This is a genomic window from Corynebacterium epidermidicanis (assembly GCF_001021025.1).
Classification (GTDB): domain Bacteria; phylum Actinomycetota; class Actinomycetes; order Mycobacteriales; family Mycobacteriaceae; genus Corynebacterium; species Corynebacterium epidermidicanis.
The window spans coordinates 63314-88788 of record NZ_CP011541.1; the positions used below are offsets into that span (position 1 = coordinate 63314).

The window sequence follows — 25475 nt, forward strand, 5'->3', positions numbered from 1 at the left end:
TTTTCCGGACTGGGTTATGAAGTGCCCCGGGTTTTGTTCCTAGGCATTTGCCTTGATTTCCATTATTTCTCGACTGGGGTGGTGTTCCCAAAATTCGGCTTCGACTTCAGCCGGGGTGCGGTAGTCCAAGCTCTGGTGGAGCCGTGATTCGTTCCACCAGTTAACCCACTCGAACGTGGCGATTGCCACGTCGACCACGTCGGCCCACGAGCGCCTATGGATCAGTTCGTTCTTGTAGGAGCCGTTGACATTCTCAGCTAAAGCATTGTCGTGGGAATCACCAACAGTGCCGGTAGACGCAGTAATTCCGTGCTCAGCCAGGCGCTCGTTGTAGACGATGCTCACATATTGTGAGCCGTGGGCTGAATGGTGAATCAAGCCCGTTGTTTCCTTGGCGCACACGATCGCCTGATTGAGTGCCTGCAGCGGCAAGGCTTCGGTGCGCATCGAATCCGACAGCGCCCACCCGACAATCCTCCGGGAGAATACATCGGTCACGAACGCGGTGTACACGAACCTTTTCCTGGTGCGCACATAAGTAATGTCCGCCACCCACAGCCGATTAGGGCCAGGAGCCCTAAACTCACGATTTACCAAGTCTGGGCGAAGATCCGGGCCCTTAGGCTTACGCGTCGTGATTGGTGCTTGCGCCTTTGCCCTTTGCCGGACAGACCAGCGCTGCGCATCAGCCGGGCTGTTTGCTCGCGTCCAATGTCAATGCCCTGGCGTTGCAGCACGCGCCACATCTTCCGCACGCCGTAGACGCCGTAATTTTCAGCATGAACGTCGCGAATATGCTCCACGAGAGCAGCGTCGCGAAGACTGCGGGAGCGTAAGCCCCGGGCTTTAGACTGGCGGTACCCACGCGAAGTAAGGAAGCCGCCTTCACGGTGGATGTTTAACGTCTGGCAGATGAACTCGACTGAGAAACGATTCCGATACTCATCAATAAACCGGATCATTTCCAACGTTTCGGGTCGAGTTCCGACACGAAAAAAGCCGAAGCGGCCTTCAACAACTCGTTGGTATCCCGCAGCTCTTGATTTTCTCGACGCAGCTTGGCGACCTCTGCCACAAGGTCCTCAGGCAACCGTTCAGTAACGCGTCCCTCACGTCGAGCGGCCTGCGTCCATTGCCTCGCTGTGTGCCACGAAACGCCCAGTGTGGGTGCCACGATCTTGCATGCTTCCTGCGTCGAAATATTCTCCGCCAGAATGCGATCTTCTACCAAGCGGACGACTCGGTCCTTCGCCTCCTGATCAAACTTCCTCGGCATGTTCGAAGATTTTCCCATCTACTCAAACGGAACAAAACCCGGGGCACTTCAAGAAGCTATCGCACTAGCCGAAAACCTACCCCAGGGTATAGAGAGATCCATCCCCATCGAATGGGGCACCAACACCTAGCTATATAGTCGTAGGGCCACACTGCCAGCTGGAGATTCTGAAGTTGCTCACAGGCTCAAAATAGGGCGCATGCCCCTCTACAAATACCTAGACCACCAATAACCCGATTTAGTATAGTCTACTTCACTTGAATATGTGCAGTGCGCTATACTACGGTGGTGACAAAGAGAAAAGACCTTCTGAAAAACATTGCCCGCTACGCGAAAGAAACAGGTCAGCCCCTCACCATCAAAGAAGGTGGCAACCACACCCGCATCTGGGTTGGTGACAAATACACCACCATCGGCAGACGCAACGAAATCGACAACCTCATGGCCCGCAAGATCTACAAGCAAATTGGAATGGAGAACTAAACCATGGACACGTTTACTGCCACCGTCGAACGCGGGGAAACCTGGTGGATCGCACAGCTCAACGAAGACCCCGGCCTGATCATCCAGGCCCGCAGACTCGACCAAATCCAAGACGAAATCCGTGAGGCCCTCACCCTCTTCCCAGAACTCACCGACTCACCAGAAACGGCCACAATCCACCTCGACATCATCGGCAACGCAGAACAACAAGCTCAAGAAACCCGTAAGCAACTTGCCGACATTCGCAAGCGCGAAGACCAAGAACTAGCTCGCATGGCTACGCAAGCACAGCAACTCGCCAGCAGCGGTTACAACTACCGCGACATCGCTTATCTCCTCGGAATCACCTACGGGAGAGTCGGACAAATCCTTAAAACAAACACGAGCACCGCCTTATAGGCATCCACACGTGAGAAAAGGTGAGCTGTGGCAAAAGTGAAGGGTATTCGGGCTATTGACCTAATCGCTGCCGGTGTTTTGGTGGCATTCTCCTTCTTGGGCTCTAAATTCTCCGGGGTGTGGGACTGGGACCTGTGGCTAACCATCACACTCTTAGTAGCGCCACTGACGCGAAAGCGCTGGCCATTGCCCACATTTGTCGTCTTGGTGGGGATACTCGTGGTGTGCTCGTTGCGCACGGAGATAACGATCGCGTGCATTCTGGTGGCCGGGTTGGCTGCGTACATTGTGCGTCGAGATCTGCTGCACCCTTCGCGGACAATCGCGACAGTGATATTCCTGCTCGGCGACATTATTGGTCTTTTCGCGTTCGCGCCGGGTTTAGTCGACGAAGACGTATTCAAAAAGTTCATTTATGTGACCTGGAGCGTCACGCTTTTGGTGGCGTGCGGGCTGATGGGAGAGTTGCGCAGGCGCACACTTGAAGCACAAGAGCATGCGTTGGAGCAGTCGCTTGCAGCTCAACGGGAAGAATTCGAGAAGCTCGCCATTGCGCAGCGTAGCCACATCGCCCGCGAAATTCATGACTTGGTCACGCACTCATTGACCGTGATTGTTGCCCAGGCGGATGGGGGTCGCTATGCCGGCTGTGAGGAGGCGAAAGAGGAAGCGTTGGCCTCGATTTCCAAGGTGGGGCGCGAATCTCTACAGCAGATGCGCTCTGTGGTGACCTTCTTGCGCGAGGGGGAGGGGCATGCGGCGTCGCCAAGCATTGGCCTCACTGACATCGCTGGCCTCGTGCAGCAGACGGTGCGCAGCGGTCTGGCGGTGTCATACCGCGTGACTGGCGAGCCACAGCCGGTCTCGGACAGCACGTCGCTGGCCATGTACCGCATCGTGCAGGAGGCGCTGACGAATGCCAAGAATCACGGCACCGGTACAGCCGAGCTCGAAATCGAATGGAAACCGGATGCGGTAACAATGAAAATTCAGAATCCGTGCCTTGACCGGGCACAAGGGATTGGGCTCGGTGTCAACGGCATGCGAGAGCGCGCCGAACTCAGCGGCGGCCGCTGCACAGCAGGTCCGCAGGGCAACAACTGGCAGGTCCTGGCCACATTCCCACTAGGAGCCCACGCATGAAAATCGCACTCGTTGATGACCAAGTCTTGTTCCTCCACGGCATCAGCCAAGTAATCAACTCGCAGCCGGACATGGAAGTGAGCTGGCACGCAACCAACGGCATCGAAGCCCTGGAAAAGGCGGCGCAGCAGCCGGTGGACATCGTGGTGATGGACGTGCAAATGCCGCTTCTCGACGGCATCGAAGCCACATCTCAGCTCGCCGACATTGCCCCGGACATCACAACGATCATCCTGACTACCTTCGACGATGAAGAGTACGTCTTGGGTGGTCTTGCTGCCGGGGCCAGCGGGTTCATCCTCAAGGATGCCGAGCCCGAGGTGCTGCTGGAATCGATTCGCACCGTGTACCAGGGGGATGCTGTTATTTCTCCGCGGGCGACCAATCGAGTGATTACTCGATTGCAGGGGCGTCAGGAAGATCGCGTGCAGATTGCGCCCGCTGACCAGCAAGCTTTGCGCGAGCTGACGAATCGGGAGCATGAGATTTTGGTTGCCATCGCGAAGGGATGGACGAACGGGGAGATCTGCGAGCGCTTCTTCATTTCCATGCCCACCGTGAAGACCCACGTCGGCAGAGTCATGGTGAAAACCGGGTCCAGAGATCGTGTTCATGCCGCCCTCTTTGCCTATCGCGCCGGGCTGGTGTCTCGGGAAGATCTGCTCGAATCCTGAGCCGTCATGCCTGGGTATGACCCAGAAATCGTCCGCCGCTCTGATGTGGGAAGTAGATGTTGTGGGCGAGACTTTTAAGCATGACGAAGATCATCGAGACGAAGAATCTCACCAAGATGTATGGGAAGACTACGGTCGTCGATAAGCTTGACCTTGCGGTCACCCAAGGCAGCGTGCATGGCCTGTTGGGACCCAACGGTTCCGGCAAATCGACGACGATGAAGATGCTGCTGGGACTGCTGAAGCCCACCGCGGGCGAGATATATATGATGGGCCGGCCGATGAATCGCCAGACGCGGGTGGACGTGCTGGCACAGGTGGGATCCCTCATTGAACAGCCTTCCGCATACTTGCACCTCACGGGCGCCGAGAATCTTCGCATCGCGACGCGACTCCTGCGAGCTAAACCCGAGAATGTTGAGCGTGCTATCCGGTTGGTGCGGCTAGAAAAGCACATGAACAAGCTGGTCAAAGACTATTCCTTGGGCATGAAACAGCGACTCGGGATCGCCCTGGCCTTGCTGCGTGACCCGCAGATCCTCATTCTCGACGAGCCAACGAATGGCCTGGACCCGGCCGGCATTGAAGAGATCCGCGAACTCATCGTCTCCCTTGCTCGGGATGAAGGACGCACGGTGTTGGTGTCCAGCCACTTGCTCTCGGAGATCGAGAAGATGGCGACGGAACTGAGCATCATTCACCAAGGTCAGCTGCTGTTCCAGGGCACGCAGCGGGAATTGTTTGAAACCAAACTGCCGGACGTTTTCGTGGAAACAACATGCGGCAGCCAGGCAGCGAGCGTGTTGCAAGCCCTGCAGCCAACTCTGGTGCCTGGTGGCGTGATGGTGCCAAACCTCAGCGAACAAGATGTATCGGATCTGTGTGTACAACTGGTCGGTCACAACATTCCTATCACCCAGGTTGTGCGACAGCACCGCAGTCTGGAAGAAGTCTTCATCGGGCTCACCGGGCGGGAGGGATTGCAATGACAGAAAACCTAGCCATCGAGTGCGCTAAGCTTCGCCGATCTCGAGTCCTGATCTTCGGGCTTGGCCTCACCGCCAGCATTGTCTTGTTCACCAGCATGGGATTGATGCGAACAGGAAAGATTGATTCCTTCATGGATGACCCGACGCGGAACTGGTCCATGCACCTGATCGGTTACGTCATGGCATTATCGCTGCTCGCTCCAGTCCAGTTGGCATTGCTGGCCAGTAGGGCAGTGGATCCCGAGCATCTTGCCGGCGGGTGGCAATTAAACGCGGTGGCCGGAACATGGCCGGGAACCTTGCTACGCCGGAAGTTTCTGGTGTTCAGCGGCATCTTGTTGTTGCTGCGTGTCATCGAATTAGGGGCAGTCTTGGCAGCTCCGATGGTGTTAGGAGCCCCAGTGGCGCCGCCGGAGGTACTGCGTAGTTGGTTGCTCACCGGCCTTGGAGTGTGTGGCACGAGCGTGGCAATGCTCGCGCTGCTCATGTGGCTGGCCGCTCGTTTCGAATCCCAACTAGTAGTGCTTGGTGTGGGTGTGACCGGCGGATTCCTCGGTATCTGGGCAATGTTGTCGCCGCCGTGGCTGAGCGCAATCAATCCGTTTGGCTACTTTGCCGTGCTCACACCCTATACCTTCACCGATTCTGGCGTAGCCCCGGTGCAACAAGGTTGGCTGCAATGGGCGTTGTATCTGGCGCTTTCTGGCATTGCCTTTGTGGTCCTTACTCGTCGCCTCAACTCAAGGGAATACTAACCGTGCTACTGCGCAACGAACTCCTCAAGTATCGACGCTCCCACGTGTGGACTGTCCTCGTACTCATTCCCTTCATCTCGGTCGGCTTCGGCGCTGGCAATTACTTTGCCAACCAAGAAATGCTCAGCTCAGGATGGTCGAGCTATCTCTCCCAGGCGGTCCTCTTCTACGGGCTGTTTTTTATGACGATCGGCACCGCGATCCTCGCCTCAGCAGCCTGGCGCCTGGAGCATCGCGGATTCAATTGGAATCAATTGATGACCGTGCCACGCGGAACCGGTGGAATCATCGGCGCAAAGATAGCCGCGATTGTGGTGTTGGTAGCCATCATGCAGATGATTATGCTGGCCTTGGCCCTCATCGTGGGCTTGGTTCTGAACGTCCCAGGGTCGATCCCATGGGTTAACGTCGTCGCGATTGTGCTTGCCATCGCCCCTGGGGCAGCGGTGGCTGCGTGGCAATCCTTCTTCTCCATGATCATCCGCAATTTCGCAGCCCCCGTCGCGATCGCACTCTGCGGCACGATTCTCACCTACGGCGTCGTCAGCGCAGGGCTGGAGGGCCTGATGTTTGCGCTCCCGTCAGCGCTGGTCACCAACACGTTGGCCATCGGGAGCACTGCTTTATCGACGGCCGGGACTCTCGACCTCTTGAACATTGTTGCGGTCCTGTTTTCCTCTCTCGTCTCGATCGGGATCGCCTGGTCGGCAGCTGTTTTCTGGCTACGATGCGTGGATATTCGCTCGTAGGAGGTGGCGGGAATCTGTACTCCTAGCAGTGCCAGTGGGATTACTGCGACACCGTCGGGACGTCGATAAGCATGCTTGCCGGTCGTAATGACGGCCATGTCGATGACATCGTCGGGCAGCAGGTTCCTTAGCCACAGCACATGGCGAACGTCGCCGTCGGTGGGGGCGACGGTGAGTTTGACCTCGATCGGGATAATCCCACCATCTTGGGTTTCGGCGATGGTATCGATTTCGCGGTCGTCATTGCGGGTCCGGAAGTGGCCAACTGTGGCGAAGTTCGCCTCGGCTGCGACTCGGATGGAGAGCACCGCTAGCGCTTCGAAAAGGTTGCCGAGCAGGGCGGAGTATTTTGGTTGGAGAAGTTGTCGTTCGCTGAGGCCTAGGAGTCTGAGGGCTAGGGCAGGATCGGCAAGGAAATGCGTCGGTGATTGGGTAATGTGCGGGAATGGTTCCCGAGCAAAGTTCCACGCTGGAAGTGGGTCAAGGATCCATATCTCGGACAACTTTTCCCGGAATCTCTGGGTAGTTCGCTTTGCTGGTTTGTTGGCATCGCCGGGGTGGCGGCATCGAGAAGTTCGTTGTAGCTGGCCTGTGTGCCTGTGGCCGCGCCGTATACTCGCATCCAGGCAATTAGGGCCTGCTTGTCGCGGACTGAGTATCCCTGTTCTGGTAGGTCACGATCGACAATCCGCTGCAGGTAAGAGTCTCGGTGTTGATTACGTACCAAAGTTGGCAAATCATGGATGGCCGGTAAGCCACTTTATGTGATCGCTCGTGCGTAGTCCGAAAGCTCGAAATCGGTCTGTCCTGTGATTTCCACTTCCCTGGCGCATAGTCGTTTTATGCTGACTTTAGCTTGCTGAGAACGTTCAAAAAGTGGTGCATCCGAAGGGATAGAATTCGACCGGCACCGCTGTGCGCGGACAGCCCAGAAATGACCGCGAAACAATCGAGCCGCGCTACGGAGGGCCACGGTCGAACTGCAGATCGGCGATGGAGCACCGTTCTTAACCGCTGTGCTTCAGAAACAAACCCGATTACCTGCGGGGAGCTATCGTCGCGCTTACTCTTGCGAGTATGAAAGAGATTCTTCCGGAGCATGTAGTTCAGTCGTGGCTTGCAGTTATTCCCCGGGTGCCGGCGGAGGTGCCACTGGAAATCCAGGGAGTTGCCAAGCACATGGAACACCCGTTGACCTTTGCTTTTCATTGCGATGGCTCGTGGCCGGCGGTGGAATTAGCTGCGCAGATTCCGTTCTTGATTGGCCGTGAAAACGATGATTCAGCGACATTTGCGCTGTCAGATGGTCGCGTTGTCGCGGATCCGCACTATCACTTCGCGGACGATCGGCTGATAGACATCTTTATGATGAGCATCTCCGATCTCTTTTCCAATGGACCCGTGACTTTCGTGATGGATTTTGCGCAGGGTTGGGAGTTTGAGCTCACATCGTTGCCCGGTACTTTTGACACCATCAACGAGCAGGATTTCCTGGAACCTATCCAGCTCGGCGGGATCGCTGATTCCAGGATGACCCCGCAGGTGGTAGATGCGTTTCTTGCGCTTTTGGCGGATGAGGAAGTCTCACCACAAGCGAAGGCGGCGATGATGCGTGGTCGGCTCATGCTGGATTTCCCACCTATTCCTCCGGAAGATCTAGCGTTCTACCTGCGCCATTATTTGCCTTTCCGATTTTCTGCGTCGGATTCGCAGGTGCTTACTAATACACAAATCAATCCCCAGATGATGGCGGTGGCGCACGATGTCGCTGAGATCGTGCGCTACGTCGCTGATCAACCGGGCGCGCGTATCAAGCTCCTCAAGAGTGGCAGCTGGCCCGCCGGCGATATTCGAAAGCTTACGCAAACCGCGAGCTTTAGCGAGGAGCTTCTCGACGTCCTCGACGGCCAGAATCCCCGTAGCATCCTGCATGACCCGCATTTCAGTCAAATCCTGAATCTTGCGCACTTGATGATGGACTCGAGCGACACATACCTGGAACTCGGTTCTGAGGCCGCTCTGTGTCTTGCTGTCGACGAAGTTTTGCTTGAGCAGTGGGTGCTGTACATTTTGTGCGATGAAGCCCAACAGTTGGTTGAGGATCCCTATAACAGGCCGTCGCCACCACAGTTTGCCGGCATAGAATTCAGTGAAGAGCTGCAAAATATTTTGTCGGGCGGTCTTGGACTATTGGAAGACAGTGACGACGCTGAAGACTTTGAGGACATGTTTGAAGCAGCAATGCGCAACCTTGACCTGCCCCCTGAGGTTGAGAAGGAGCTTCGCGAGCAAATGTTTAAAGGATTGAGCTTCGATGACTAGCTCGGCAAGCGCGGACGCAACTGGCCGTCGATAATTGCCCGTAGTTATCTCGCCCAACTCTGCAGGGAGTCGCGACGTCGAAAGGCTGGAACCGCTGGGCGGGTTCCTTTTGAATTCAGGCAAGCGCGACGCCAAATGGGCCTGGCTGATGCTCATGTCGCGGGGATTCGACTGGCAAATGATTAAGCCGCTTTTCGCCGGTGTTGCCATGAAATGTTTGTTTCCAGGGTGACGTCTTTCTGCCCCCAAATTAAAACATGTGTTCGATGCATTGCCTCGGTGTGTCCACCGCCATTGCTAGGTTTATTTTCAGAGCCCAAAAGGTTGGGCGAGCGTCAAACAGGAGTAACCATGACCATTGTCACCCAAGCTGATCGATGGCTAATTGACCGGAGTCTGCAAGTTAATGCTTTGTGGGCGAAATCGGGGACCGAAGAAGCCTACCTACACTTGCCACAGCATCTCATCGATACCGCGTGTGTGGCGGAATGGCTTTGGGATAACTGGGTATCAGCGGCTCTTAAGACTGCGCTGAGTCGAACCTGGTCCTTGAACGAAGATCATTTGCGCCGACTGTACGTATTCTTGGCCGGGACGCATGACGTTGGTAAGGCAACAGTGAGTTTTCAGCGGCAGGCGGAGAATCCCCCCAGTAAGTCCTATTTGTTGGCGGAAGTTGAGACAGCTGGGCTGTCGCTGGCATGGACACTGGGGGAGGGGACACAAAAGCTTCCTCATGGCACCGCCTCGGCGTTGATTCTTAGGGGCTGGCTGCAGAAGTGGGGTATTGGGAAGTTGCAGGCAGTACGAGTTTCATCAGTCGTGGACGCGCACCACGGCTTCGCGACTGATCCAAAACTGTTGGAGTTACACCAGCGGACAATTCCGAACTACCCCGAAGCTTGGGCGTCAATTCATGCAGAAATCCTTGACACCATGGCAGAGCTTACCGACATCGAGGACGTGTTGGATGCACAGTTGGGTGTGGGCGGCCCCTATGCGGCCGCCACCCAGTTGATGACGGGCCTGGTGATTATGGCCGACTGGATAGCGTCTAATGAAGACCTATTCCCTTACCGTAACGATCAGTCGCAGGTTGAACGGGTTGAAGCAGCGATGGCAGCCGTGCAACTACCTAGCCCATGGCAATCGATTTCTGCAGGTATAGATACAAAACTGCAATTTCAAAACACTTTCGGTTGGCCAGACTATTTTGAGGTGCGCCCAGTACAAGACGCCGCTGTTCAAATCGCCCGGTCCCACGAGAGCCCTTGCCTGATGATTATCGAAGCCCCAACCGGTGAAGGAAAAACAGAGGCAGGGCTGGCAGCTGCGCACGTCATTGGAGAGAAGACTGGCGCTCAGGGCGTTTTTGTTGCTGCACCCACGATGTCCACGGCTAATGGGCTTTTCGAACGAACCACTGACTGGGTCCGGCGGTCTTCTCAGAGTGGTGAAGTGGCCTCCATGTACTTGGCACATTCCAAGAATCAACTCTCGGAACAGTACCAAGCACTGCGTTTTTCCGGAATCGGAAGCGATACCCTAGACCACGGGTCGGTGGTAGCTAATCAATGGTTGTCTGGCCGCAGAAAGGGCATCCTTGCCGATTTCGTGGTTGGAACAGTGGACCAGGTTTTGATGATGGTCCTCCAAGCGCGATTCTCGATGCTTCGCCACGTCGGGTTGGCTGGCAAGGTCATAATTATCGACGAAGTCCATGCCTACGACGCCTACATGTCGCAATATCTCTACCGCACTCTGGAGTGGCTAGCCAATTATGGCGTGAGCGTGATTTTGATGTCTGCGACTCTGCCGCCTGCGCAACGAAAAGACCTCGCCGCGGCCTACGCTTCCCAACTCGTCACTGACCCTGACCTGGAAAAGCTCAATACCAGCGCATACCCCCTGATTAGCACGGTTAGTGCTGCTGGAATTGCCACCCTTCCGATTGCTTCTCGACCTACCGACCTTGAAGCTTCACTGACGGTCCTCGATGACTCCCTCGACACTTTGGTGAACCAGGTCAAAGCATTGCTTGTCGACGGCGGTGTGGCACTCATCATCTGTAACACCATCGCACGTTCCCAGGCAGCTTTTGATGCGCTGAGCTCCAAGTTTCCGGGCGATGTTGACCTGCATCATTCGGCATTCGTTGCAGCCCATCGAAGTGCCAAAGAGGACCTACTTCGCGAAATGTTGGGTCCGCAAGCACACCGAGGCTCGGGTAGGCCCGACAGGAAGATCGTGGTGGCAACCCAGGTAGCCGAACAATCCTTGGATATCGATGCTGATGTACTTGTGACAGATATTGCCCCGATTGACCTGGTGATCCAGCGAATTGGCCGTTTACATCGGCACCGCCGACCGGATTCTGATCGGCCTTTGTTGCTTCAAGAGCCCCAGGTGTTTATCCGTGGTATCCAAGTAATCGATCCACTTCCGGAATTCGATGGTGGCGCGGAAGCCGTCTACGGCCGCAAACTGCTCCTCGCAACGATGGCACATTTGCCAGCAGTTTTTCGACGCCCCGACGATGTAGCCGAACTCGTACGCAATGTCTATGCCGAGAATCCCGCCATTCCGACCGGATGGTCGGAAGCGTGGAGAGAGGCGTGCCAAAAAGCGAGCGCCGAACGGTTCAGCGCTGAGCGTAGAGCTGACGCTTTCCGATTCCCTGCCCCAGGCGCAGCGTCGGAAATGCGCTATTTATTTGATCGACTGCATTCGGAACCCAAGCCAGGTGAGGAAGAAGTGGGAAATGCGCAGGTGCGCGATGCCGAGCTAACGGTGGAAGCTATCGCAATCCAAAAGGACGAGTACGGCTATCGCCCACTTGGCTCGGATGAAGAGATCCAAATAGGCAGTGACGTGAACTATGGCCAAGCGTTGGCGTTGGCAGCTCACTCCATCAGGCTGCCGGCGCGGCTAACCAGACGGGGCAGTGATTTCGACGAAGTGATTGGAGACCTGGAAATGCAAACACCAGGGGAGTGGTCTGAGTCGGGGATTCTGAAAGGACAGGTAGCTCTTATTTTTAACACCGAAGGCTTCGCCTCAGCAGGCCGTTTTACCTTGCGATATGACTTGGAGAGAGGTCTTGAAGTTGTGGCAACCGAAGCTGTTCAATCCTGATTAGGCTGGGAACCATGTTGGAGAATTTGCTGGGCCTGACGGGCGAAGTGGCGTTGGCGCGTGAAGAAGAGCGACTTACAAAAACACGCGCCATTGAAATCTTTGACGGCGACTTGCTTAAGGAGTTAACACCGGGCGTATTTTCCACTTTGGCCTTCATTCACCGTCAGCTATTCCAGGATGTTTATGACTTCGCGGGCGAGATTCGAGTGGAGAACATTTCGAAAGGAAGCTTTCGTTTTGCATCCGTCATGTACTTGCCAGCTGCATTGGAGGCGATCGACCAAATGCCCCACGCAACCTTTGACGAGATCGTAGCCAAGTACGTAGAGATGAACATCGCCCATCCCTTTAGAGAAGGTAATGGGCGGAGCACCCGGATTTGGTTAGACCACGTGCTGATGAACTCGCTGGGATGCGCCGTCGATTGGTCTGCAGTGGATAAACAGGACTATCTGCTGGCAATGGAACGCAGCCCAGTGCGCGATCTGGAGATTCGGATGCTCTTGCAAGAACACCTCACCGAAGGCGTTCCGAGCCGTGCAACCTTTATGAAAGGCCTCGACGCAAGCTACCGGTACGAAGGCTACAACACTTTCCGAGCGGAAGATCTCAGGTGATGAGGTCAAGCTCAAGCCCACTCCGAACGACTCAGATGTGCGACACCTGTATTGGCTGGGCGAGCAATTTGGAGAGCGACTCGTTGAAAAAGTGGTGGTCACAACCGGGACGGATGCATATCGACGGCCCGATGGTGTCGTCGTGGTGCCACTGGCATTGTTGGGCTAGTGAGACCACCTGTGTGCAGCCCTCTCCAGGAGTTCTATCATCTACTTAACGCCTCCCCAACCCGCTTGCCGGAGTGAATGCAGCCGCCGAGGAATGTCCCTTCGAGGGCGTTTTTGCCGTGCATGCCGCCACCACCGAAGCCGGCGGCCTCGCCACACGCGTATAGGCCTGGGAGAACCGATCCGTCGGCACGAAGGCATCGCCCTGACAAATCCGTTTCAATCCCGCCGAGCGTCTTGCGGGTGACCACGTGCAGACGCACGGCAATCAAAGGACCGTGTGCCGGATCCAGGATGCGTCCTGGTGGAGCGCAGCGGATGATTTTGTCGCCAAGAAAGCCTCGCGCGGTGCGGATGTAGTTGACCTGGATGTCCTTGGAGAATGGGTTGTCTAGTTGTGAGTCGCGGTCTTCCAGCACGCGTCGCACGTTTGCCAATGACACCGGCACAGTGCCGAGTTCATTCATGCCGTCGACCAGCTCTGGCAGCGAGGAGGCAACCACCCAGTCGGCGCCGTGTTCCATGAAGGCCTTGATCGCGACGTGCGTCCCGGGGGCGACTTTCCCTATGAGCTTGCGCAGGGACTTCTCCGTAAGATCGGGGTTTTGCTCCGAGCCGGAGAAGATGAATTCTTTGTCGGCGATCGCCTGGTTGAGCACGAACCATGAGTAGCCGTGCCCGGTTTGCCCGATGTGTGCGAGAGCCGCGAGGTTGTCGGAGCCTGGGAACAAGTTGGTCGGCAATCGGCGACCCGTCGCGTCCAGCCACACCGACGACGGCCCCGGAATGATTCGGATGCCGTGACCTGGCCAGATCGGGTTCCAGTTGATCATGCCTTCGGGGTAGTGCCACATGCGGTCGGTGTTGACGAGGTTGGCACCTGCGTTCGCCGCGATGTCGATCCCATGGCCGTCGACATGCGCTGGCACGCCCGTGACCATGTCCTCGGGGCAGGGACCCCAGCGGTCGGTGGGCCACATCTTACGCACCTTCTCGAGGTTGCCGCCGATGCCGCCGGTCGCGATCACCACGGTGCCGCGCGCCTCAAACTGCTTGACGACGTCGCGCCCGCTCGCCACCCCACGCGGCTCGTTGGCGGGTGCGAGCTGGTCGCCACGCACGCCGACGACCTGGCCGTCCTCGACGATGAGCGAGCTAACGCGGTGGCGGAAATGGAATTCAACCTTGCCTTCGCGCTCGAAGTCCTCCAGCGGCTCGCGGAACACCCGCACGACCTCAGGCCCGGTGCCCCAAGTCAGGTGGAAGCGGGGTACCGAATTACCGTGCCCGGAAGCATCGCCACTGCCGCGCTCAGCCCAGCCGATGGTCGGGACCACGTTGAGCCCTAGTTCACGCAGGTAGTCGCGCATTTCTTCGGCGGCGAATTCGACAAATTTCTCGCCCCACTGCCGGGGCCAGTGGTCGTGGGGAGCGTCGTCAAACTGGGCGGAGTTTTCCCAGTCGCGCCACGCGAGCTCTTTAGAGTCGTGCACGCGCAGCAGGCGCTGCTCGGGGGAATTCACCCAGAACAGGCCACCCAGCGACCAAAACGCCTGTCCGCCGAGGTTGGCGCGGCTTTCCTGATCGAGGAAAACCACGTGCCGCCCGCCCTTCGCGGCCTCATATCCTGCGACGAGACCCGCAAGCCCCGTCCCCACAATGATTACTGTGTCGCTCATGGCACCAGAGTGTAGTAAGCAGCAGTGGCTACCGCACTGCGGAAATTGGCAGGTCTACCTGTCGGGCCCACTTCTCGATCTCCGCGACGCTCCGCTCCGGGAAGCTTGTGGCGTGGTCGGCTAGGCGCGCAGCGAAGTGCGGCTCCAGGGCCGCTACCGCTACGAAGCCGTCTTTCGCCGGATAGATCCGATAGTTGTCCACGCTTCCGCCGAGCAGCCCTTCCGGCGCAGTGACTCCGTGCAGATACGGCGCAGCCATATCAAGGGCAGCTTGCTTCAACCCGATCCGCGTGTGCCCACCACCAGCAATGAGCAGCGCAAGCGCTGCGGACACTGCTTGGGAGGCGCCCATCAGATCTCCCAGCAGCACCTTTGGCATGTGCGGGGGAGTGAGGGTGCCGGCCTCGGCCTGATAGGTGAGGTCGTGACCCGCATGCTCGGGATTGTCCACGTCACCGACGATTTCCACGTGACCCACCCCCTCCGGTACCTCCACGCCCATCCTGGTCAGTGCGGAAGGTCGGTGCGAGGTGATGAGCAGGTGGGCGTCGGCAAGCAGGCGGTTCAGTTCGGCCTGCCCCGCGGGGGTTTTGAGGTCCACGGTGACAATTTCGCAACGCCGCTTGAGTTCCTCGTACCAGGTGGGGGCCAGGTGGGCGAGCGGGTCTCCGGCAGGTGGCTCCAGCTTGACGACGCGCGCGCCCAGGCTAGCCAGCCGATCGGCGGCCCACGGGCCGGGGAGATTCACGGCGAGATTGATGACGGTAATGTTCTGCAAAGGCTCCATAACGTGATCCTAGCCACAATTCCAGCCCGGCCGCCGAATGTAAACTTTGCAAAGTTGCAAAAGTGAACTGTGAAGCTCCTATGCAATCGTTAGAGTGGTGACCTGAAACACAACCGTTCGTTACCCAAGTGTGAATGGAGCCTCAGTGGACCTATACGAATACCAAGCCCGCGCGCTATTCGCCGAGCACAACATCCCGGTGCTCGCCGGCAAGCTAGCCACGTCCGCAGCCGAAGCCGAACGCGCAGCCCAAGAAATCCAGCGCGACACCGGAGCCGATCTCCTCGTGGTCAAGGCCCAGGTGAAAACCGGTGGCCGTGGCAAGGCCGGCGGCGTGAAGTTGGCCCGGACCCCGGAGGAAACGCGCGAAGCAGCCGAGCACATCCTGGGCCTGGACATCAAGGGACATGTGGTGCGGAAAGTTATGGTCGCGCAGGGTGCAGACATCGCCGAAGAGTACTACTTCTCCATCCTCCTGGACCGCACCAAGCGCAGCTTCCTCGCGATGCTCTCCAAGGAAGGCGGCATGGAGATTGAGCAATTGGCCGTCGAAAAGCCAGAAGCTTTGATCAAGCGGAACTTCACGCCCCTGGATGGCTTGACAGACACGCTGGCCCGCGAAATGACGGAGGCGGCCGGCTTCGCACCGGAGGACCAGGCCAAGCTGGTGCCTGTGTTGAAGCAGCTCTACGCCGCTTTTGTGGCCGAGGATGCCACACTGGTGGAAGTGAACCCGTTGGTGAAGACCGATACCGGGGAAATCCTAGCGCTGGACGGCAAAGTCACCCTGGATGACAACGCCGAATTCCGCCACCCCAACCACGCGGAGCTCCACGATGCCTCGGCAACCGATCCGCTGGAAACCAAAGCTCAGCGCATGGGCCTGAACTACGTGAAGCTGGACGGCAACGTGGGCGTGATCGGCAACGGCGCCGGCCTGGTGATGTCCACCCTTGACGTCGTGGCCTACGCCGGTGAGGACTTGCCAGGACAGCCACGCCCGGCAAACTTCCTGGACATCGGCGGCGGCGCCAACGCGGAAGTCATGGCCAATGGCCTCGAAGTGATCCTGAGCGACCCGCAGGTCAAGAGCGTTTTCGTGAACGTTTTCGGTGGCATCACTGCCTGCGACGAAGTAGCTAGCGGCATCATCCAGGCCTTCAAGATCCTGGCAGCCGACGGCGTCGAACCGAAGCCACTCGTTGTGCGACTTGACGGCAACAACGCCGAACTCGGTCGCCAACTACTCAACGATGCCCAGCTCCCGCACCTGCAGCAAGTAGCCACCATGGATGACGCCGCGCGTCGCGCCGCCGAACTCGCATCCGACGCCGCCCCCGCCTCTACCGCCAGCTAATCGCCCACAAGCCAGCATAGAAAGACACATCATGGCAATTTTCCTCGATGAAAACTCCCGCATCATCGTCCAAGGCATGACTGGTGCCGAGGGACGCAAGCACACCCAACGCATGCTCGACTCTGGCTCGCCGATCGTCGGCGGGGTCAACCCGAAGAAGGCCGGAACCAGCCTGGACTTCAACGGCACCGACGTGCCGGTTTTCGGCTCTGTCCGCGAAGCTATGCGCGCTACCGGCGCAAACGTCTCCGTCATTTTCGTCCCCGCGGCCCACACCAAGGCTGCCGTCGTTGAAGCTATCGACGCCGGAATGCCGCTCGTCGTGGTCATCACCGAAGGTGTGCCGGTCCACGACACCGCGGAATTCCACGCTTTGGCCCGTGAGCGCGGGACCACCCAAATCATCGGCCCGAACTGCCCAGGCCTCATTACACCGGGTGTGGCTAACGCTGGAATCATCCCGGCCCAGACTGCCCCGAACCCAGGGCGAATCGGCTTGGTGTCCAAGTCCGGCACCTTGACCTACCAAATGATGCACGAGCTCTCTGACCTCGGGTTTTCCACCTGCGTGGGTATTGGTGGCGACCCAATCATCGGCACCACCCACATCCGGGCGATCGAAGCCTTCCAAAACGACCCGAACACCGACGCCATCATCATGATCGGTGAAATCGGTGGCGACGCCGAGGAGCACGCCGCGAAGTACATCGCTGAGCACGTCACCAAGCCAGTGGTCGCCTACATCGCCGGATTCACGGCCCCGGAGGGCAAGACCATGGGCCACGCCGGCGCCATCGTTTCTGGTGGTAGCGGCACCGCGGCCGGCAAGAAGCAGGCCCTGGAGGCCGCCGGGGTGCGCGTCGGGCAAACCCCAACCCAGGCCGCGCAGCTCGTGCGCGAAGTCCTCGCCTAAACCGAGCACGGGGGCGTCGGCTTAGCTTATCGACGCCCCTGCCCAGGCCCCGATCGGACCGCCCCCGTCGGACCGCCTAAGGAACTTTCGGATCCACTTGCTGCCAAGCGCTAGCCCAACCACCAAACCGGGACTAACGTTTCGGTTTGTCCATACTGGTTGTTAGTAGCAAGGCTCCCTCATGAAACGTCTCATTGCTAGCGTCTGTACTTCGCTGCTCCCGCTGGCAGCCCTGGTGGCCCCGGCCGCCGCGGCCGAAACCGCCCCGGTTATCACCGCGAAATTTGAAAGCTCCGCCCCGGCTAGCTGGGGAATCAATGATTCGAACTGTGTACCCACCGGGGATGTGAAAGAGCCAGTCATCCTCATTCACGGCACCTCGGATAACGCCAGCAACTGGGGCGATGTCGCACCCGTGCTCAAGCGCGCCGGGATGTGCGTCTGGGCATTCGATTACGGTGCGGACGACATCACCTTGCAAAACATGATTCCTTCCCTCAAAGCCATCGGCGATCTGGACGTGTCCGCACGCGAAGTCGCAGATCAGGTGACTTATGTGCGCGAGGTAACCGGCGCGGAGAAGGTGAACTTGGTTGGACACAGCCAGGGTGGCATGCACACCAAGACTTACGAGCAGCTCTACGGGGAGCCCGGCACGGTGGCCCGCGTGGTTGCCATCGGCGGTAACTACCACGGCACCACCTTGGGTGGCATGGCAACAGCTCTGCTCCCACTCATTAAGGGCGCGCCAGGGCTCGCATCCTTCCTGGCCAGCACCGCCGGTATTCAGCAAGTTTTGGGCTCGGAATTCATGACCCGCCTGAATGAGCATCCCGACACCGTCGCCGGCGTGCAATACACCTCGATCTACTCGCCTGCGGACACCACTGTCACCCCGAACAGCGCCTCCCAGCTCACAGCTGTCCCGGGTGCCGACGTAGTCAACGTTGATCTCGGGGCAACCTGCGCCGCTACACCTCGCCACGACCGGCTGCCACATGACGCCACGGCCATCTCCGAAATCGTCTGGGGTCTGACCCGCGCCGCCGGGGACGACAATGCTGCTGCGGGGTGTGTCCGCAGCTAGGGGCGTCGATAAGCTAAAGCTCGGCCTCGGCGAGCACGGTTCCGGACGGCTGCGCGCTGCCACCTACGGGTTCCTCCGTGATCATGACTTTCATGGTTTCTCCAGGTAGCGGCATCCAGACGGAATCGTGTGGCTCCGGACCGATTACGCCCGCGGACTTCATGCTGCCGTCAGCCATCACCGCCCAAACTTGAGCGCCCATGCCCTTATCGACGTCCGGTGCACCGTCCACCATCGCCCCGCCCTTGCCCATCGAGGACGACACCACGATGTCGAGCTGCGCGCCCATTGCTTGGGTTTTGGCCTGACGCACGTCGCTTGCGGCCATGATGGAATGCATCTGGTCATGGGAATCCGGCTCGCTCTGGTTCATCCAGGTCAGCGACCCGGCAAAGATTGTGACTGCAGCTGCTGTCGCCAAGAAGGCACTCCGCCAGCGCCGCTTGGGCTTCGCCGAATCGATGCTAACGACCTTCGCGTCTTGCTCCGCTGCGATCGCAGCCATGAGCTGCTCTTTCAGTTCGGGACGCGGAGTTTGGGGGGTAGTGGCACGCGCCAGCGCGGCATCAAGGTCCTTGGGGAAATTGATGTCCGTCATTGTGCACCTCCTGCGGATGCGTGAACGCGCAGCGCGTTTCTTAGTTTGCTCATGCCATCCCGAACTCGGGTTTTCGCAGTTCCCAGGGGAACTCCGGTCGCTTCCGCAACCTCCGCGTGGGACATACCCGTAAAGTATGCCAGCATGATTGCGGTTCGGTGCGGTTCGCCGATCGAATCCACCAGCTCCCGGATTTCTTGGGCTTCCAAATCCGCGACGGCCTCATCTTCGGCCGCAATCCACGTGGTCATTTGCTGGACAAACTCGGCGGTGTCCCGTTTCTTAGCCGCCATGTCGGAGCGCAGCCGATCGATCGCGCGTAGGCGAGTCAGCCTCAACGCCCAACTGCGCGCACTGGATTGCGCAGGATCGAAGCTGGCGGCAGTGCGCCACAGCTCCATGAACACTTCTTGGGTGACTTCTTCGGCTTGCGTGCGATCTCGAATGATGTGCTGGGCTACACCGAGCACTTGAGGTGCCAGTTCGTCGTAGAACAACCCGAAAGCGTTGCTGTCGCCAGCGGCAACAGCAACCAATAAGCTATCGAGATCCATAACCGAACAGTGTAACCGCGTCCCCGCGAAGAAAACTAGTGCTTCATCATTTCGGACGTCATCATCATGCTGTCGGAAGGCTGCATCATCTTGTCCGATGGCTGCATCATTTCGGACGACATCGCAGGTGCCATCTTGTCGGTGCTCATCATCATGCTGTCGGATGGCTTCATCATTTCGGAAGTCTTCATCATGCTGTCGGAAGGCTTCATCATTTCCGAGGACATTGCTGGGGCAGTGGTTTCGGAGGTCTTGGAATCACCGTTGTCGCCACAGGCCACCGTGCCGAGGGAAATGGCCACGAGTGCGCCGGCGAATCCGAGGTTGCGTAGTGCGTTACGAGTCTTCATGAGAAAGTTCTCCTCCAAGTATTATGCGCAAGCCTTTCTTGCGCTTCATGGAGTACTTCGGAGCCCTGCCCACATTCGGATTGGAAAAGTTTAAAAAAAGTTTTTCCAATCTGTTCTCGCCGTTGCTTCCGTATCACTTCATGTATCAACCGACGTGAAGGGAGCTTGTGCAGTGCTCGAACTAATAGCCATCGGCATAATCGGCGGGGTGGTGACCGGCCTTTCACCGTGTATCCTGCCCGTCCTGCCTATCATTTTGACGGTATCCGTCGGCCGACGCCCATCCCACGTGGTGGCCGGACTGGCGATCAGCTTTTCCGCAATCATGCTCCTGGGCACGATATTGCTCAGCGCGTTGGGTTTGCCTAAGGACCTGCTGCGCTGGTTGGGCGTCGCCATGCTGGTAGCGGTGGGTTTGGGCATGGTTTTCCCGAAGCTGGGTTCCTGGCTCGAAGCACCCTTCGACCTGATCCCACGGCCAACCGCCCTGCAAAACCGTGCCAAGGGGCATGGCGGCTTCGTGCTCGGCCTGGCGCTTGGTGCGGTCTACGTGCCGTGCGCGGGCCCGATCCTGGCCGCGATCACCGTCGCGGGCGCTACCGGCGACATTGGCTTATCGACGGTCGTCCTCACCCTGTCCTTCGCCGTGGGCGCAGCGATCCCGTTGTTCTTCTTCGCGCTCGCCGGTAGCAAAATCGGCGACCGGGTCGACGCAGTGCGTCGCCACACTCGTGCGGTAGGAGTGGTGATTATTGCGCTCGCCTTGGCTTTGGCCACCAACGCTCCGGAGCGTCTGCAGCGTGCCGTCCCGGACTGGACAGCGGGAATCCAACGGTCCCTCGGGGAAAATACCCAGGTGCAGCAGGCCCTCGGCGGTGGCGGAAGTCTGGCTGCGTGTCGGACCGCTGATCCGTCGAAACTACAAGACTGCGGGCCGGCACCCGAACTGGCTGGGCTGACCGGTTGGTTTAACACCGAGCAGCCAGTCACGCTAGGTGAAGGAAAAGTAACCTTGGTGGACTTTTGGGCGTATGCCTGCATCAACTGTCAGCGGGCGGGGGAGCACATCACCAAGTTGTATGACACCTATCAGCCAGCAGGCCTGCAGGTATTAGGCGTGCATGCGCCTGAGTATGGCTTTGAACATGAGGTGGCGAATGTTCAGGCCGCCGCCAAGCGCGAAGGTATCCATTACCCGGTGGCGCAGGACAATGACTTCGAGACGTGGAAGAACTTCAACAACCGCTACTGGCCGGCACGCTATCTCGTCGATAAGCAGGGCAATGTTCGCCACATTCATGAGGGCGAGGGCGCTTACGCGGAAACCGAGCAGCTGATCCGGCAGCTCCTGCAGGAAGCGAACCCCGGCGTGCAGTTGCCTGCGCCGGTGGAGGGATCGGGGATGTCGGAGCGGCCTGGGCAGTTGACGGAGCGTCGCAATCCGGAGACATATTTTGGTTTTGAGCGCGCCCAGTATTTCGCAAACTCGAATTATGGTGCGGGCAGCAGGCATTTCGATGCCGTGACCCCCAAGACCGGGCAGTACGCTTTGGCGGGGGACTGGACGGTCAATTCTGACCACATCGTGCCCCAGCGGGACGCATCGCTACAGGTGAACATCCACGCCGCTCATGTCCAAGCGGTGGTCTCTGGCAGTGGCATGCTGGAGGTCACCACCCCGGATGGCGCGCGCCGGGAGTATCCGGTCGCTGACGGCACGGTGGACGTCCTGCGATCTGAGCAGCCGGTGGATGGCATCGTGAGCATCATTCCGCATGGCGAGGTGACGATGTATTCCCTCACCTTCGGATAGCCAATCTGTGTTATATTAAGTAGTACAGATTTGCTTGGGAGGTGGGATGGTCCCCGTCGCGTCATTTCTAGGGATGGCATGTTCGCTTTTGATTTGCCTCGCGATCCCGCTCGTCGGGGTGTGGGCACTCTGGCGTCGCGATAGGCGTATCCTCCCAGTCGTTGGGATCGGCGCGGTCGCATTCGTCGGATCGCAAATGATGCTGCGCATTCCGCTGATGCAGCTCGCGTCGGCAATCGCGCCGAATACCTTGGGCGCATTCCTCACCTCCGTCCCCGTCGCCAGCTTCAGCGCGGGCATCTTCGAAGAAACCGCGCGGCTGCTGTGCCTGGTTTACCTCCTCAAGGGCGCTCGGCGCCTTATCGACGGCGTCGCGTTCGGTCTCGGCCACGGTGGGATCGAAGCGATCCTGCTGGTTGGCGCCGCAATGGTCAACAATCTGGTCCTGGGGCTCGCCATCAACTTCGGCTACTGGGATTCGCTCGCCGGGATCTTGCCTGGGGATGCCGCGCAGCACATCCAGACCGTGCTGGTGGAAACTCCGAGCTCCGCCTACTTCATTGGCGGTATCGAGCGAATGTGGGCGATCGGCTTACACATAGTGTGTTCGATCCTGATCCTGCTGGGCGTGGTTCGGGGCCGTAAGGCCCTGGCTTGGGTCGCCGCCGTATTGGTACATGGCACCGCCAATTTCGCCCTCATCACAGCGATTTCGCACGGCGCGAACATGTGGATCGCCGAACTGAGTGGTGTCGCCCTGATTGCAATCGTCCTAGTCCTGGTAGTGCGGGGTGCGCGGAAAGTTCTTCGCGCGCAGGCCAGCGCGCATTAGCCCAGTTCGCGTACGTCTGGGGTGGCAAGGCCCTTGGGGACGACCACTACTTGGCCATCCAAGGTATGGACCGCGACCGAAATTCCGAACACTTCGCGAATCAGCTCACTCGTCACGATTTCCTCCGGCACGCCGGTGGCAACAATTTCGCCGTTCTTCATCACGATGAGGTGATCGGCGTAGCGCACGGCTTGTTGCAGATCATGTAGTACCGCGACCACCGTGCGGTCGAGTTGTGTGACTAAGGCCTTGGCTAGCTCCAACAGGCCGTACTGGTGGGAAATGTCTAGGTAGGTGGTGGGTTCGTCTAGTAGGAGCGCCGGCGTGTTTTGGGCCAGCACCATCGCTAGCCAAACGCGCTGACGTTGGCCACCCGAGAGTTCGGCGACGCGGACGTCGGCAAGCTCGGCGACGCTGGCTGCGGATAGGGCGGCGCTGACGGCCCGGCTATCCTCACGTGACCAGGGCTTGAGCAAGCTCTGATGCGGGAAACGGCCACGTCGCACTAGCTCGGACACCGTGATGTCAGGAGGCGTGACGGTCGTTTGGGGAAGGAAAGCCAGGCGAGTGGCCACTTCCCGACTTCCGAGATCTCGGAGATTGTCTTCCCCCAGAAAGACCGCCCCTTCGGTGGGCGTGAGGATGCGGGCGAAAGACTTCAGTAGGGTGGACTTCCCGCAGCCGTTCGGGCCGATGATGGCGGTAAATGCCGCCCGGGGTAATTCGACGGAAAGTTTCCGCGATATGACGTTGTTGTCCCAGGCTAGGGTGGCATTGTCGGCGCGTAAAGAGGTCATGAGAACTTCCTAGCTGAGGTAGCGATGAAACACAGAAGATAGCAGCCACCGATCACGACAGTTACGAGACCGACAGGCAAGGTGGTCGGGTGAAAAGCGCGCTGTGCAATGATATCGGCCGCCAGCAACAAACAGGATCCCACCAGCGCCGTTGTCCACAGCGGGGTGCGATTGGCGCGGTTGAGGCCCTGCGCGACGTGCGGTGCGGCCAGCGCCACGAAGGAAATTGGGCCGGCAACGGCGGTTGTCGCCGCGATCAGCACGATTCCCACCACGAGTAGAAGCACCTTGAACCGGTTGACATTCAGTCCGAGGCCGTGCGCAGTGTCATCGCCGAGGGCCAAAACATCGAGCTGCCTGCGCAATAATAGCGCTCCCACTAGTACCAGGGCCAGGCAAGAGCCAGCAGGCAGAGCAACTGGCCAACGGATTCCGTTGAGGCTTCCTGCTCCCCAGCTTGCCGCCGACATCATGGCTTCCAATTCTCCGCGGGTGATGAGCCAGCGGTTGAATGCTGAAAGCATGGCCGAGAGTCCGAGGCCGACGAGGATGATGCGTAGGCCGTCGATACGCGTGCGGAGCGAAAGCGCCAGAACGATAACAGCCGTGGCTAAACCACCGGCGAGCGCACCGAGGATTTGGCCCGAAAAGCCGCTATAACCCAATACGATTGCGCAGATCACGCCGGTATAAGCCCCTGAGGAAAAACCAATGATGTCTGGGGATCCCAACGGGTTACGGGTGAGGGCTTGAAACAGGGAACCACTTACCGCTAGTGCTGCGCCGACGATGATCGCGATGAATACGCGGGGTGCGCGCCACTGCAACACAATCGTACGGGCCAGGCCCAGCTCGGTGCCCACCAGCGCACCCCACGCTTTAGCCAAGCTCATTCCCGCTCCCGGGAGCGCCAAGGCACCAAATGCTAAAACCAGCAATACCAAGGTCAGCGCAGCTGCGACGATTTTAACGCGCATCAGATCCCTTTCCCGCGCTGCTGGGCGTAGGCGATCAAGAAGGGCGCGCCGATGAACGAAACCACAACACCGGCCGGGAATTCGCCCGGGGTCAACACTCGACCCGCGACATCGGCACACAGCAAAACGACGGGTCCCAGGAGCGCAGAAAGCGTCAGGATGCGCCCGAAGGAGGCGCCCACGAGCCAGCGCGAAATGTGCGGTATGAGCAGGCCCAAAAAAACGATGACCCCAGCGGCCGCTGTCGCAGTGGCAGCCAAAATGATGATCGAAGCCAACGCCATCACACGAGTCCGGGTCAACTGTGCTCCCAATGCGGTCGCAGTCTCTTCTCCTAGCTGCAGGGCGCCGAGGCCACGAATCGCAGCTATTGCGGGAAGACCGCCGAGCAGGAGGCCGGCTAAGCATAGGAAGACCGGCTGGTAGGAGGCAACGTCGAGGTTCCCGACCATCCACGCGTGCAACCGGTCAAATGCTTGCGGGTTGACGAGCGCTAACCCGTCTCCGACCCCGCCAAGGATTGCGCTTAATGCGACGCCCGCCAATACCAATCTAACGGGATCCACCCCGGCCGATCTTCCGCGACTCAAGGTGTAAATCCCCAGTCCAGCGACGGTGGCGCCAGCTAGAGCCAAGCCAAGCAATGCGAGGGAAGAGTCCGGAGCCCCCAGCGCCAGGCCGAGCACGATAGCAAAAGCGGCGCCGGAGTTGATTCCCAACACACCCGTATCAGCCAGCGGATTGCGGGTTAACGCTTGCACGAGGGCTCCTGCCAAACCCAGCGAGGTGCCACAGATTATGGCAACTAGGGTGCGCGGAATCCGGCGGTCCCAGACTATCGAGGAAACGGTGTCTCCCGAAGGGGTATGCAAAGCCTGCCAGATCTCGGGGAGTGCGATCGCGCGGGCGCCGATGGTGAGTGAGAGGACCGTCGATAAGCCCAGTGCACCGAGAGCGAGTGCCAGGACCACGGCGAGCGGGGCGCGGCGGATGTGAATCGGCATTGCTCTAGATTACC

At 58.8% G+C, this 25475-nt stretch carries 26 protein-coding genes and 2 pseudogenes; 16 read left to right on the forward strand and 12 right to left on the reverse strand.

Annotated features, from left to right (window positions below):
• Positions 1-39 precede the first annotated feature (39 nt).
• The 3 genes and pseudogenes from CEPID_RS13670 to CEPID_RS13680 form a co-directional block, all read right to left on the reverse strand.
• Positions 40-639, reverse strand: a complete 600-nt coding sequence (locus CEPID_RS13670) for an IS3 family transposase (RefSeq protein WP_083984304.1) — start codon at positions 637-639, stop codon at positions 40-42.
• Positions 591-803, reverse strand: a complete 213-nt coding sequence (locus CEPID_RS13675) for an IS3 family transposase (RefSeq protein WP_330217765.1) — start codon at positions 801-803, stop codon at positions 591-593. The genes CEPID_RS13670 and CEPID_RS13675 overlap by 49 nt, the downstream gene beginning before the upstream one ends.
• Before the next feature lie 155 nt (positions 804-958).
• Positions 959-1302, reverse strand: a pseudogene (locus tag CEPID_RS13680) (transposase).
• Positions 1303-1564: 262 nt separating this feature from the next.
• Between CEPID_RS13680 and CEPID_RS00345 the strand changes: the two are divergent.
• From CEPID_RS00345 to CEPID_RS13510, 8 genes are all read left to right on the forward strand, one after another.
• On the forward strand, positions 1565-1759 hold the full coding sequence (locus tag CEPID_RS00345; RefSeq protein ID WP_047241221.1) for a hypothetical protein: 195 nt from the start codon (positions 1565-1567) through the stop codon (positions 1757-1759).
• Positions 1760-1762: 3 nt separating this feature from the next.
• A complete protein-coding gene (locus CEPID_RS00350) occupies positions 1763-2158 on the forward strand; it encodes a hypothetical protein (protein ID WP_047239279.1) in 396 nt (131 codons plus the stop codon).
• A gap of 27 nt (positions 2159-2185) precedes the next feature.
• Entirely contained in the window at positions 2186-3301 is a 1116-nt protein-coding gene (locus CEPID_RS00355; protein ID WP_052843238.1) for a sensor histidine kinase, read from the forward strand.
• Positions 3298-3975: a response regulator gene (locus CEPID_RS00360; RefSeq protein ID WP_047239280.1), complete on the forward strand. Its 678-nt coding sequence runs from the start codon at positions 3298-3300 to the stop codon at positions 3973-3975. Before CEPID_RS00355 ends, CEPID_RS00360 begins: the two co-directional genes overlap by 4 nt.
• An 80-nt stretch (positions 3976-4055) precedes the next feature.
• A complete protein-coding gene (locus CEPID_RS00365) occupies positions 4056-4964 on the forward strand; it encodes an ABC transporter ATP-binding protein (RefSeq protein WP_047239281.1) in 909 nt (302 codons plus the stop codon).
• A complete protein-coding gene (locus CEPID_RS00370) occupies positions 4961-5719 on the forward strand; it encodes an ABC transporter permease (RefSeq protein ID WP_047239282.1) in 759 nt (252 codons plus the stop codon). The genes CEPID_RS00365 and CEPID_RS00370 overlap by 4 nt, the downstream gene beginning before the upstream one ends.
• Before the next feature lie 2 nt (positions 5720-5721).
• Positions 5722-6468, forward strand: coding sequence for an ABC transporter permease (locus CEPID_RS00375; RefSeq protein ID WP_047239283.1), 747 nt, complete (start codon positions 5722-5724; stop codon positions 6466-6468).
• Positions 6469-6608: 140 nt separating this feature from the next.
• A complete protein-coding gene (locus CEPID_RS13510) occupies positions 6609-6782 on the forward strand; it encodes a hypothetical protein (RefSeq protein ID WP_236684340.1) in 174 nt (57 codons plus the stop codon).
• Here CEPID_RS13510 and CEPID_RS13515 read toward each other — a convergent pair.
• Positions 6702-6971: pseudogene (locus CEPID_RS13515) on the reverse strand (DUF4143 domain-containing protein); the annotation flags it as partial. The gene CEPID_RS13510 and the pseudogene CEPID_RS13515 overlap by 81 nt on opposite strands.
• Before the next feature lie 574 nt (positions 6972-7545).
• Between CEPID_RS13515 and CEPID_RS00380 the strand changes: the two are divergent.
• The 3 genes from CEPID_RS00380 (at position 7546) to fic (ending at position 12545) form a co-directional block, all read left to right on the forward strand.
• Positions 7546-8790 (forward strand): hypothetical protein, encoded by a 1245-nt coding sequence (locus tag CEPID_RS00380; RefSeq protein WP_047239284.1) that lies wholly within the window; start codon positions 7546-7548, stop codon positions 8788-8790.
• 351 nt (positions 8791-9141) lie between these two features.
• Positions 9142-11925, forward strand: a complete 2784-nt coding sequence (locus CEPID_RS00385) for a CRISPR-associated helicase/endonuclease Cas3 (protein ID WP_047239285.1) — start codon at positions 9142-9144, stop codon at positions 11923-11925.
• A 14-nt stretch (positions 11926-11939) separates the two neighbouring features.
• Entirely contained in the window at positions 11940-12545 is a 606-nt protein-coding gene (fic, locus tag CEPID_RS00390) for a protein adenylyltransferase Fic (RefSeq protein ID WP_047239286.1), read from the forward strand.
• Between the two features lie 206 nt (positions 12546-12751).
• Here the strand turns inward: fic and CEPID_RS00395 are convergent, their stop codons facing one another.
• Complete coding sequence (locus CEPID_RS00395; protein ID WP_047239287.1) at positions 12752-14392, reverse strand: FAD-binding dehydrogenase; 1641 nt, start codon at positions 14390-14392, stop codon at positions 12752-12754.
• 28 nt (positions 14393-14420) lie between these two features.
• A complete protein-coding gene (locus CEPID_RS00400; protein WP_047239288.1) occupies positions 14421-15179 on the reverse strand; it encodes a CoA transferase in 759 nt (252 codons plus the stop codon).
• Positions 15180-15324: 145 nt separating this feature from the next.
• On the opposite strand from CEPID_RS00400, the gene sucC reads away from it, so the two are divergent.
• From sucC to CEPID_RS00415, 3 genes are all read left to right on the forward strand, one after another.
• A complete protein-coding gene (gene sucC / locus CEPID_RS00405) occupies positions 15325-16536 on the forward strand; it encodes an ADP-forming succinate--CoA ligase subunit beta (protein ID WP_047239289.1) in 1212 nt (403 codons plus the stop codon).
• Positions 16537-16567: 31 nt separating this feature from the next.
• A complete protein-coding gene (gene sucD / locus CEPID_RS00410; protein WP_047239290.1) occupies positions 16568-17449 on the forward strand; it encodes a succinate--CoA ligase subunit alpha in 882 nt (293 codons plus the stop codon).
• Between the two features lie 181 nt (positions 17450-17630).
• Positions 17631-18536, forward strand: coding sequence for an esterase/lipase family protein (locus CEPID_RS00415; RefSeq protein WP_052843240.1), 906 nt, complete (start codon positions 17631-17633; stop codon positions 18534-18536).
• Positions 18537-18549: 13 nt separating this feature from the next.
• Here CEPID_RS00415 and CEPID_RS00420 read toward each other — a convergent pair whose 3' ends face one another.
• Genes CEPID_RS00420 through CEPID_RS00430 form a run of 3 tightly spaced genes read right to left on the reverse strand, consistent with a single transcriptional unit; the run spans position 18550 to position 20038 of the window.
• Positions 18550-19134, reverse strand: a complete 585-nt coding sequence (locus CEPID_RS00420; protein ID WP_047239291.1) for an anti-sigma factor — start codon at positions 19132-19134, stop codon at positions 18550-18552.
• A complete protein-coding gene (locus CEPID_RS00425; RefSeq protein WP_047239292.1) occupies positions 19131-19688 on the reverse strand; it encodes a sigma-70 family RNA polymerase sigma factor in 558 nt (185 codons plus the stop codon). Before CEPID_RS00425 ends, CEPID_RS00420 begins: the two co-directional genes overlap by 4 nt.
• Positions 19689-19723: 35 nt before the next feature.
• A complete protein-coding gene (locus CEPID_RS00430; protein ID WP_047239293.1) occupies positions 19724-20038 on the reverse strand; it encodes a hypothetical protein in 315 nt (104 codons plus the stop codon).
• A 172-nt stretch (positions 20039-20210) separates the two neighbouring features.
• On the opposite strand from CEPID_RS00430, the gene CEPID_RS00435 reads away from it, so the two are divergent.
• Together CEPID_RS00435 and CEPID_RS00440 are read left to right on the forward strand one after the other, a co-directional pair.
• On the forward strand, positions 20211-21851 hold the full coding sequence (locus CEPID_RS00435) for a cytochrome c biogenesis protein DipZ (protein ID WP_047239294.1): 1641 nt from the start codon (positions 20211-20213) through the stop codon (positions 21849-21851).
• Between the two features lie 46 nt (positions 21852-21897).
• Positions 21898-22683 (forward strand): YhfC family glutamic-type intramembrane protease, encoded by a 786-nt coding sequence (locus CEPID_RS00440; RefSeq protein ID WP_083984307.1) that lies wholly within the window; start codon positions 21898-21900, stop codon positions 22681-22683.
• Here CEPID_RS00440 and CEPID_RS00445 read toward each other — a convergent pair.
• Genes CEPID_RS00445 through CEPID_RS00455 form a run of 3 tightly spaced genes read right to left on the reverse strand, consistent with a single transcriptional unit; the run spans position 22680 to position 25461 of the window.
• Positions 22680-23480 (reverse strand): ABC transporter ATP-binding protein, encoded by an 801-nt coding sequence (locus CEPID_RS00445; protein ID WP_047239296.1) that lies wholly within the window; start codon positions 23478-23480, stop codon positions 22680-22682. The genes CEPID_RS00440 and CEPID_RS00445 overlap by 4 nt on opposite strands.
• Positions 23477-24457, reverse strand: coding sequence for a FecCD family ABC transporter permease (locus CEPID_RS00450; RefSeq protein WP_047239297.1), 981 nt, complete (start codon positions 24455-24457; stop codon positions 23477-23479). Before CEPID_RS00450 ends, CEPID_RS00445 begins: the two co-directional genes overlap by 4 nt.
• Positions 24457-25461, reverse strand: coding sequence for an iron chelate uptake ABC transporter family permease subunit (locus CEPID_RS00455; protein WP_047239298.1), 1005 nt, complete (start codon positions 25459-25461; stop codon positions 24457-24459). Before CEPID_RS00455 ends, CEPID_RS00450 begins: the two co-directional genes overlap by 1 nt.
• Positions 25462-25475 lie beyond the last annotated feature (14 nt).

What these genes read in the sequence shown, in the direction of transcription:
- CEPID_RS00450 (WP_047239297.1), bottom strand. Translation starts at nt 24,457, where the DNA reads ATGCGCGTTAAAATCGTCGCAGCTGCGCTGACCTTGGTATTGCTGGTT.
- CEPID_RS00455 (WP_047239298.1), bottom strand. Translation starts at nt 25,461, where the DNA reads ATGCCGATTCACATCCGCCGCGCCCCGCTCGCCGTGGTCCTGGCACTC.
- CEPID_RS00430 (WP_047239293.1), bottom strand. Translation starts at nt 20,038, where the DNA reads ATGAAGACTCGTAACGCACTACGCAACCTCGGATTCGCCGGCGCACTC.
- CEPID_RS00350 (WP_047239279.1), top strand. Translation starts at nt 1,763, where the DNA reads ATGGACACGTTTACTGCCACCGTCGAACGCGGGGAAACCTGGTGGATC.
- CEPID_RS00360 (WP_047239280.1), top strand. Translation starts at nt 3,298, where the DNA reads ATGAAAATCGCACTCGTTGATGACCAAGTCTTGTTCCTCCACGGCATC.
- fic (WP_047239286.1), top strand. Translation starts at nt 11,940, where the DNA reads ATGTTGGAGAATTTGCTGGGCCTGACGGGCGAAGTGGCGTTGGCGCGT.
- CEPID_RS00365 (WP_047239281.1), top strand. Translation starts at nt 4,056, where the DNA reads ATGACGAAGATCATCGAGACGAAGAATCTCACCAAGATGTATGGGAAG.
- CEPID_RS00385 (WP_047239285.1), top strand. Translation starts at nt 9,142, where the DNA reads ATGACCATTGTCACCCAAGCTGATCGATGGCTAATTGACCGGAGTCTG.
- CEPID_RS00445 (WP_047239296.1), bottom strand. Translation starts at nt 23,480, where the DNA reads ATGACCTCTTTACGCGCCGACAATGCCACCCTAGCCTGGGACAACAAC.
- CEPID_RS13510 (WP_236684340.1), top strand. Translation starts at nt 6,609, where the DNA reads ATGGCGAACGTCGCCGTCGGTGGGGGCGACGGTGAGTTTGACCTCGAT.
- CEPID_RS00420 (WP_047239291.1), bottom strand. Translation starts at nt 19,134, where the DNA reads ATGACGGACATCAATTTCCCCAAGGACCTTGATGCCGCGCTGGCGCGT.
- CEPID_RS00370 (WP_047239282.1), top strand. Translation starts at nt 4,961, where the DNA reads ATGACAGAAAACCTAGCCATCGAGTGCGCTAAGCTTCGCCGATCTCGA.
- sucD (WP_047239290.1), top strand. Translation starts at nt 16,568, where the DNA reads ATGGCAATTTTCCTCGATGAAAACTCCCGCATCATCGTCCAAGGCATG.
- CEPID_RS00425 (WP_047239292.1), bottom strand. Translation starts at nt 19,688, where the DNA reads ATGGATCTCGATAGCTTATTGGTTGCTGTTGCCGCTGGCGACAGCAAC.
- CEPID_RS00395 (WP_047239287.1), bottom strand. Translation starts at nt 14,392, where the DNA reads ATGAGCGACACAGTAATCATTGTGGGGACGGGGCTTGCGGGTCTCGTC.
- CEPID_RS00380 (WP_047239284.1), top strand. Translation starts at nt 7,546, where the DNA reads ATGAAAGAGATTCTTCCGGAGCATGTAGTTCAGTCGTGGCTTGCAGTT.
- CEPID_RS00440 (WP_083984307.1), top strand. Translation starts at nt 21,898, where the DNA reads ATGGTCCCCGTCGCGTCATTTCTAGGGATGGCATGTTCGCTTTTGATT.
- CEPID_RS00415 (WP_052843240.1), top strand. Translation starts at nt 17,631, where the DNA reads ATGAAACGTCTCATTGCTAGCGTCTGTACTTCGCTGCTCCCGCTGGCA.
- CEPID_RS00400 (WP_047239288.1), bottom strand. Translation starts at nt 15,179, where the DNA reads ATGGAGCCTTTGCAGAACATTACCGTCATCAATCTCGCCGTGAATCTC.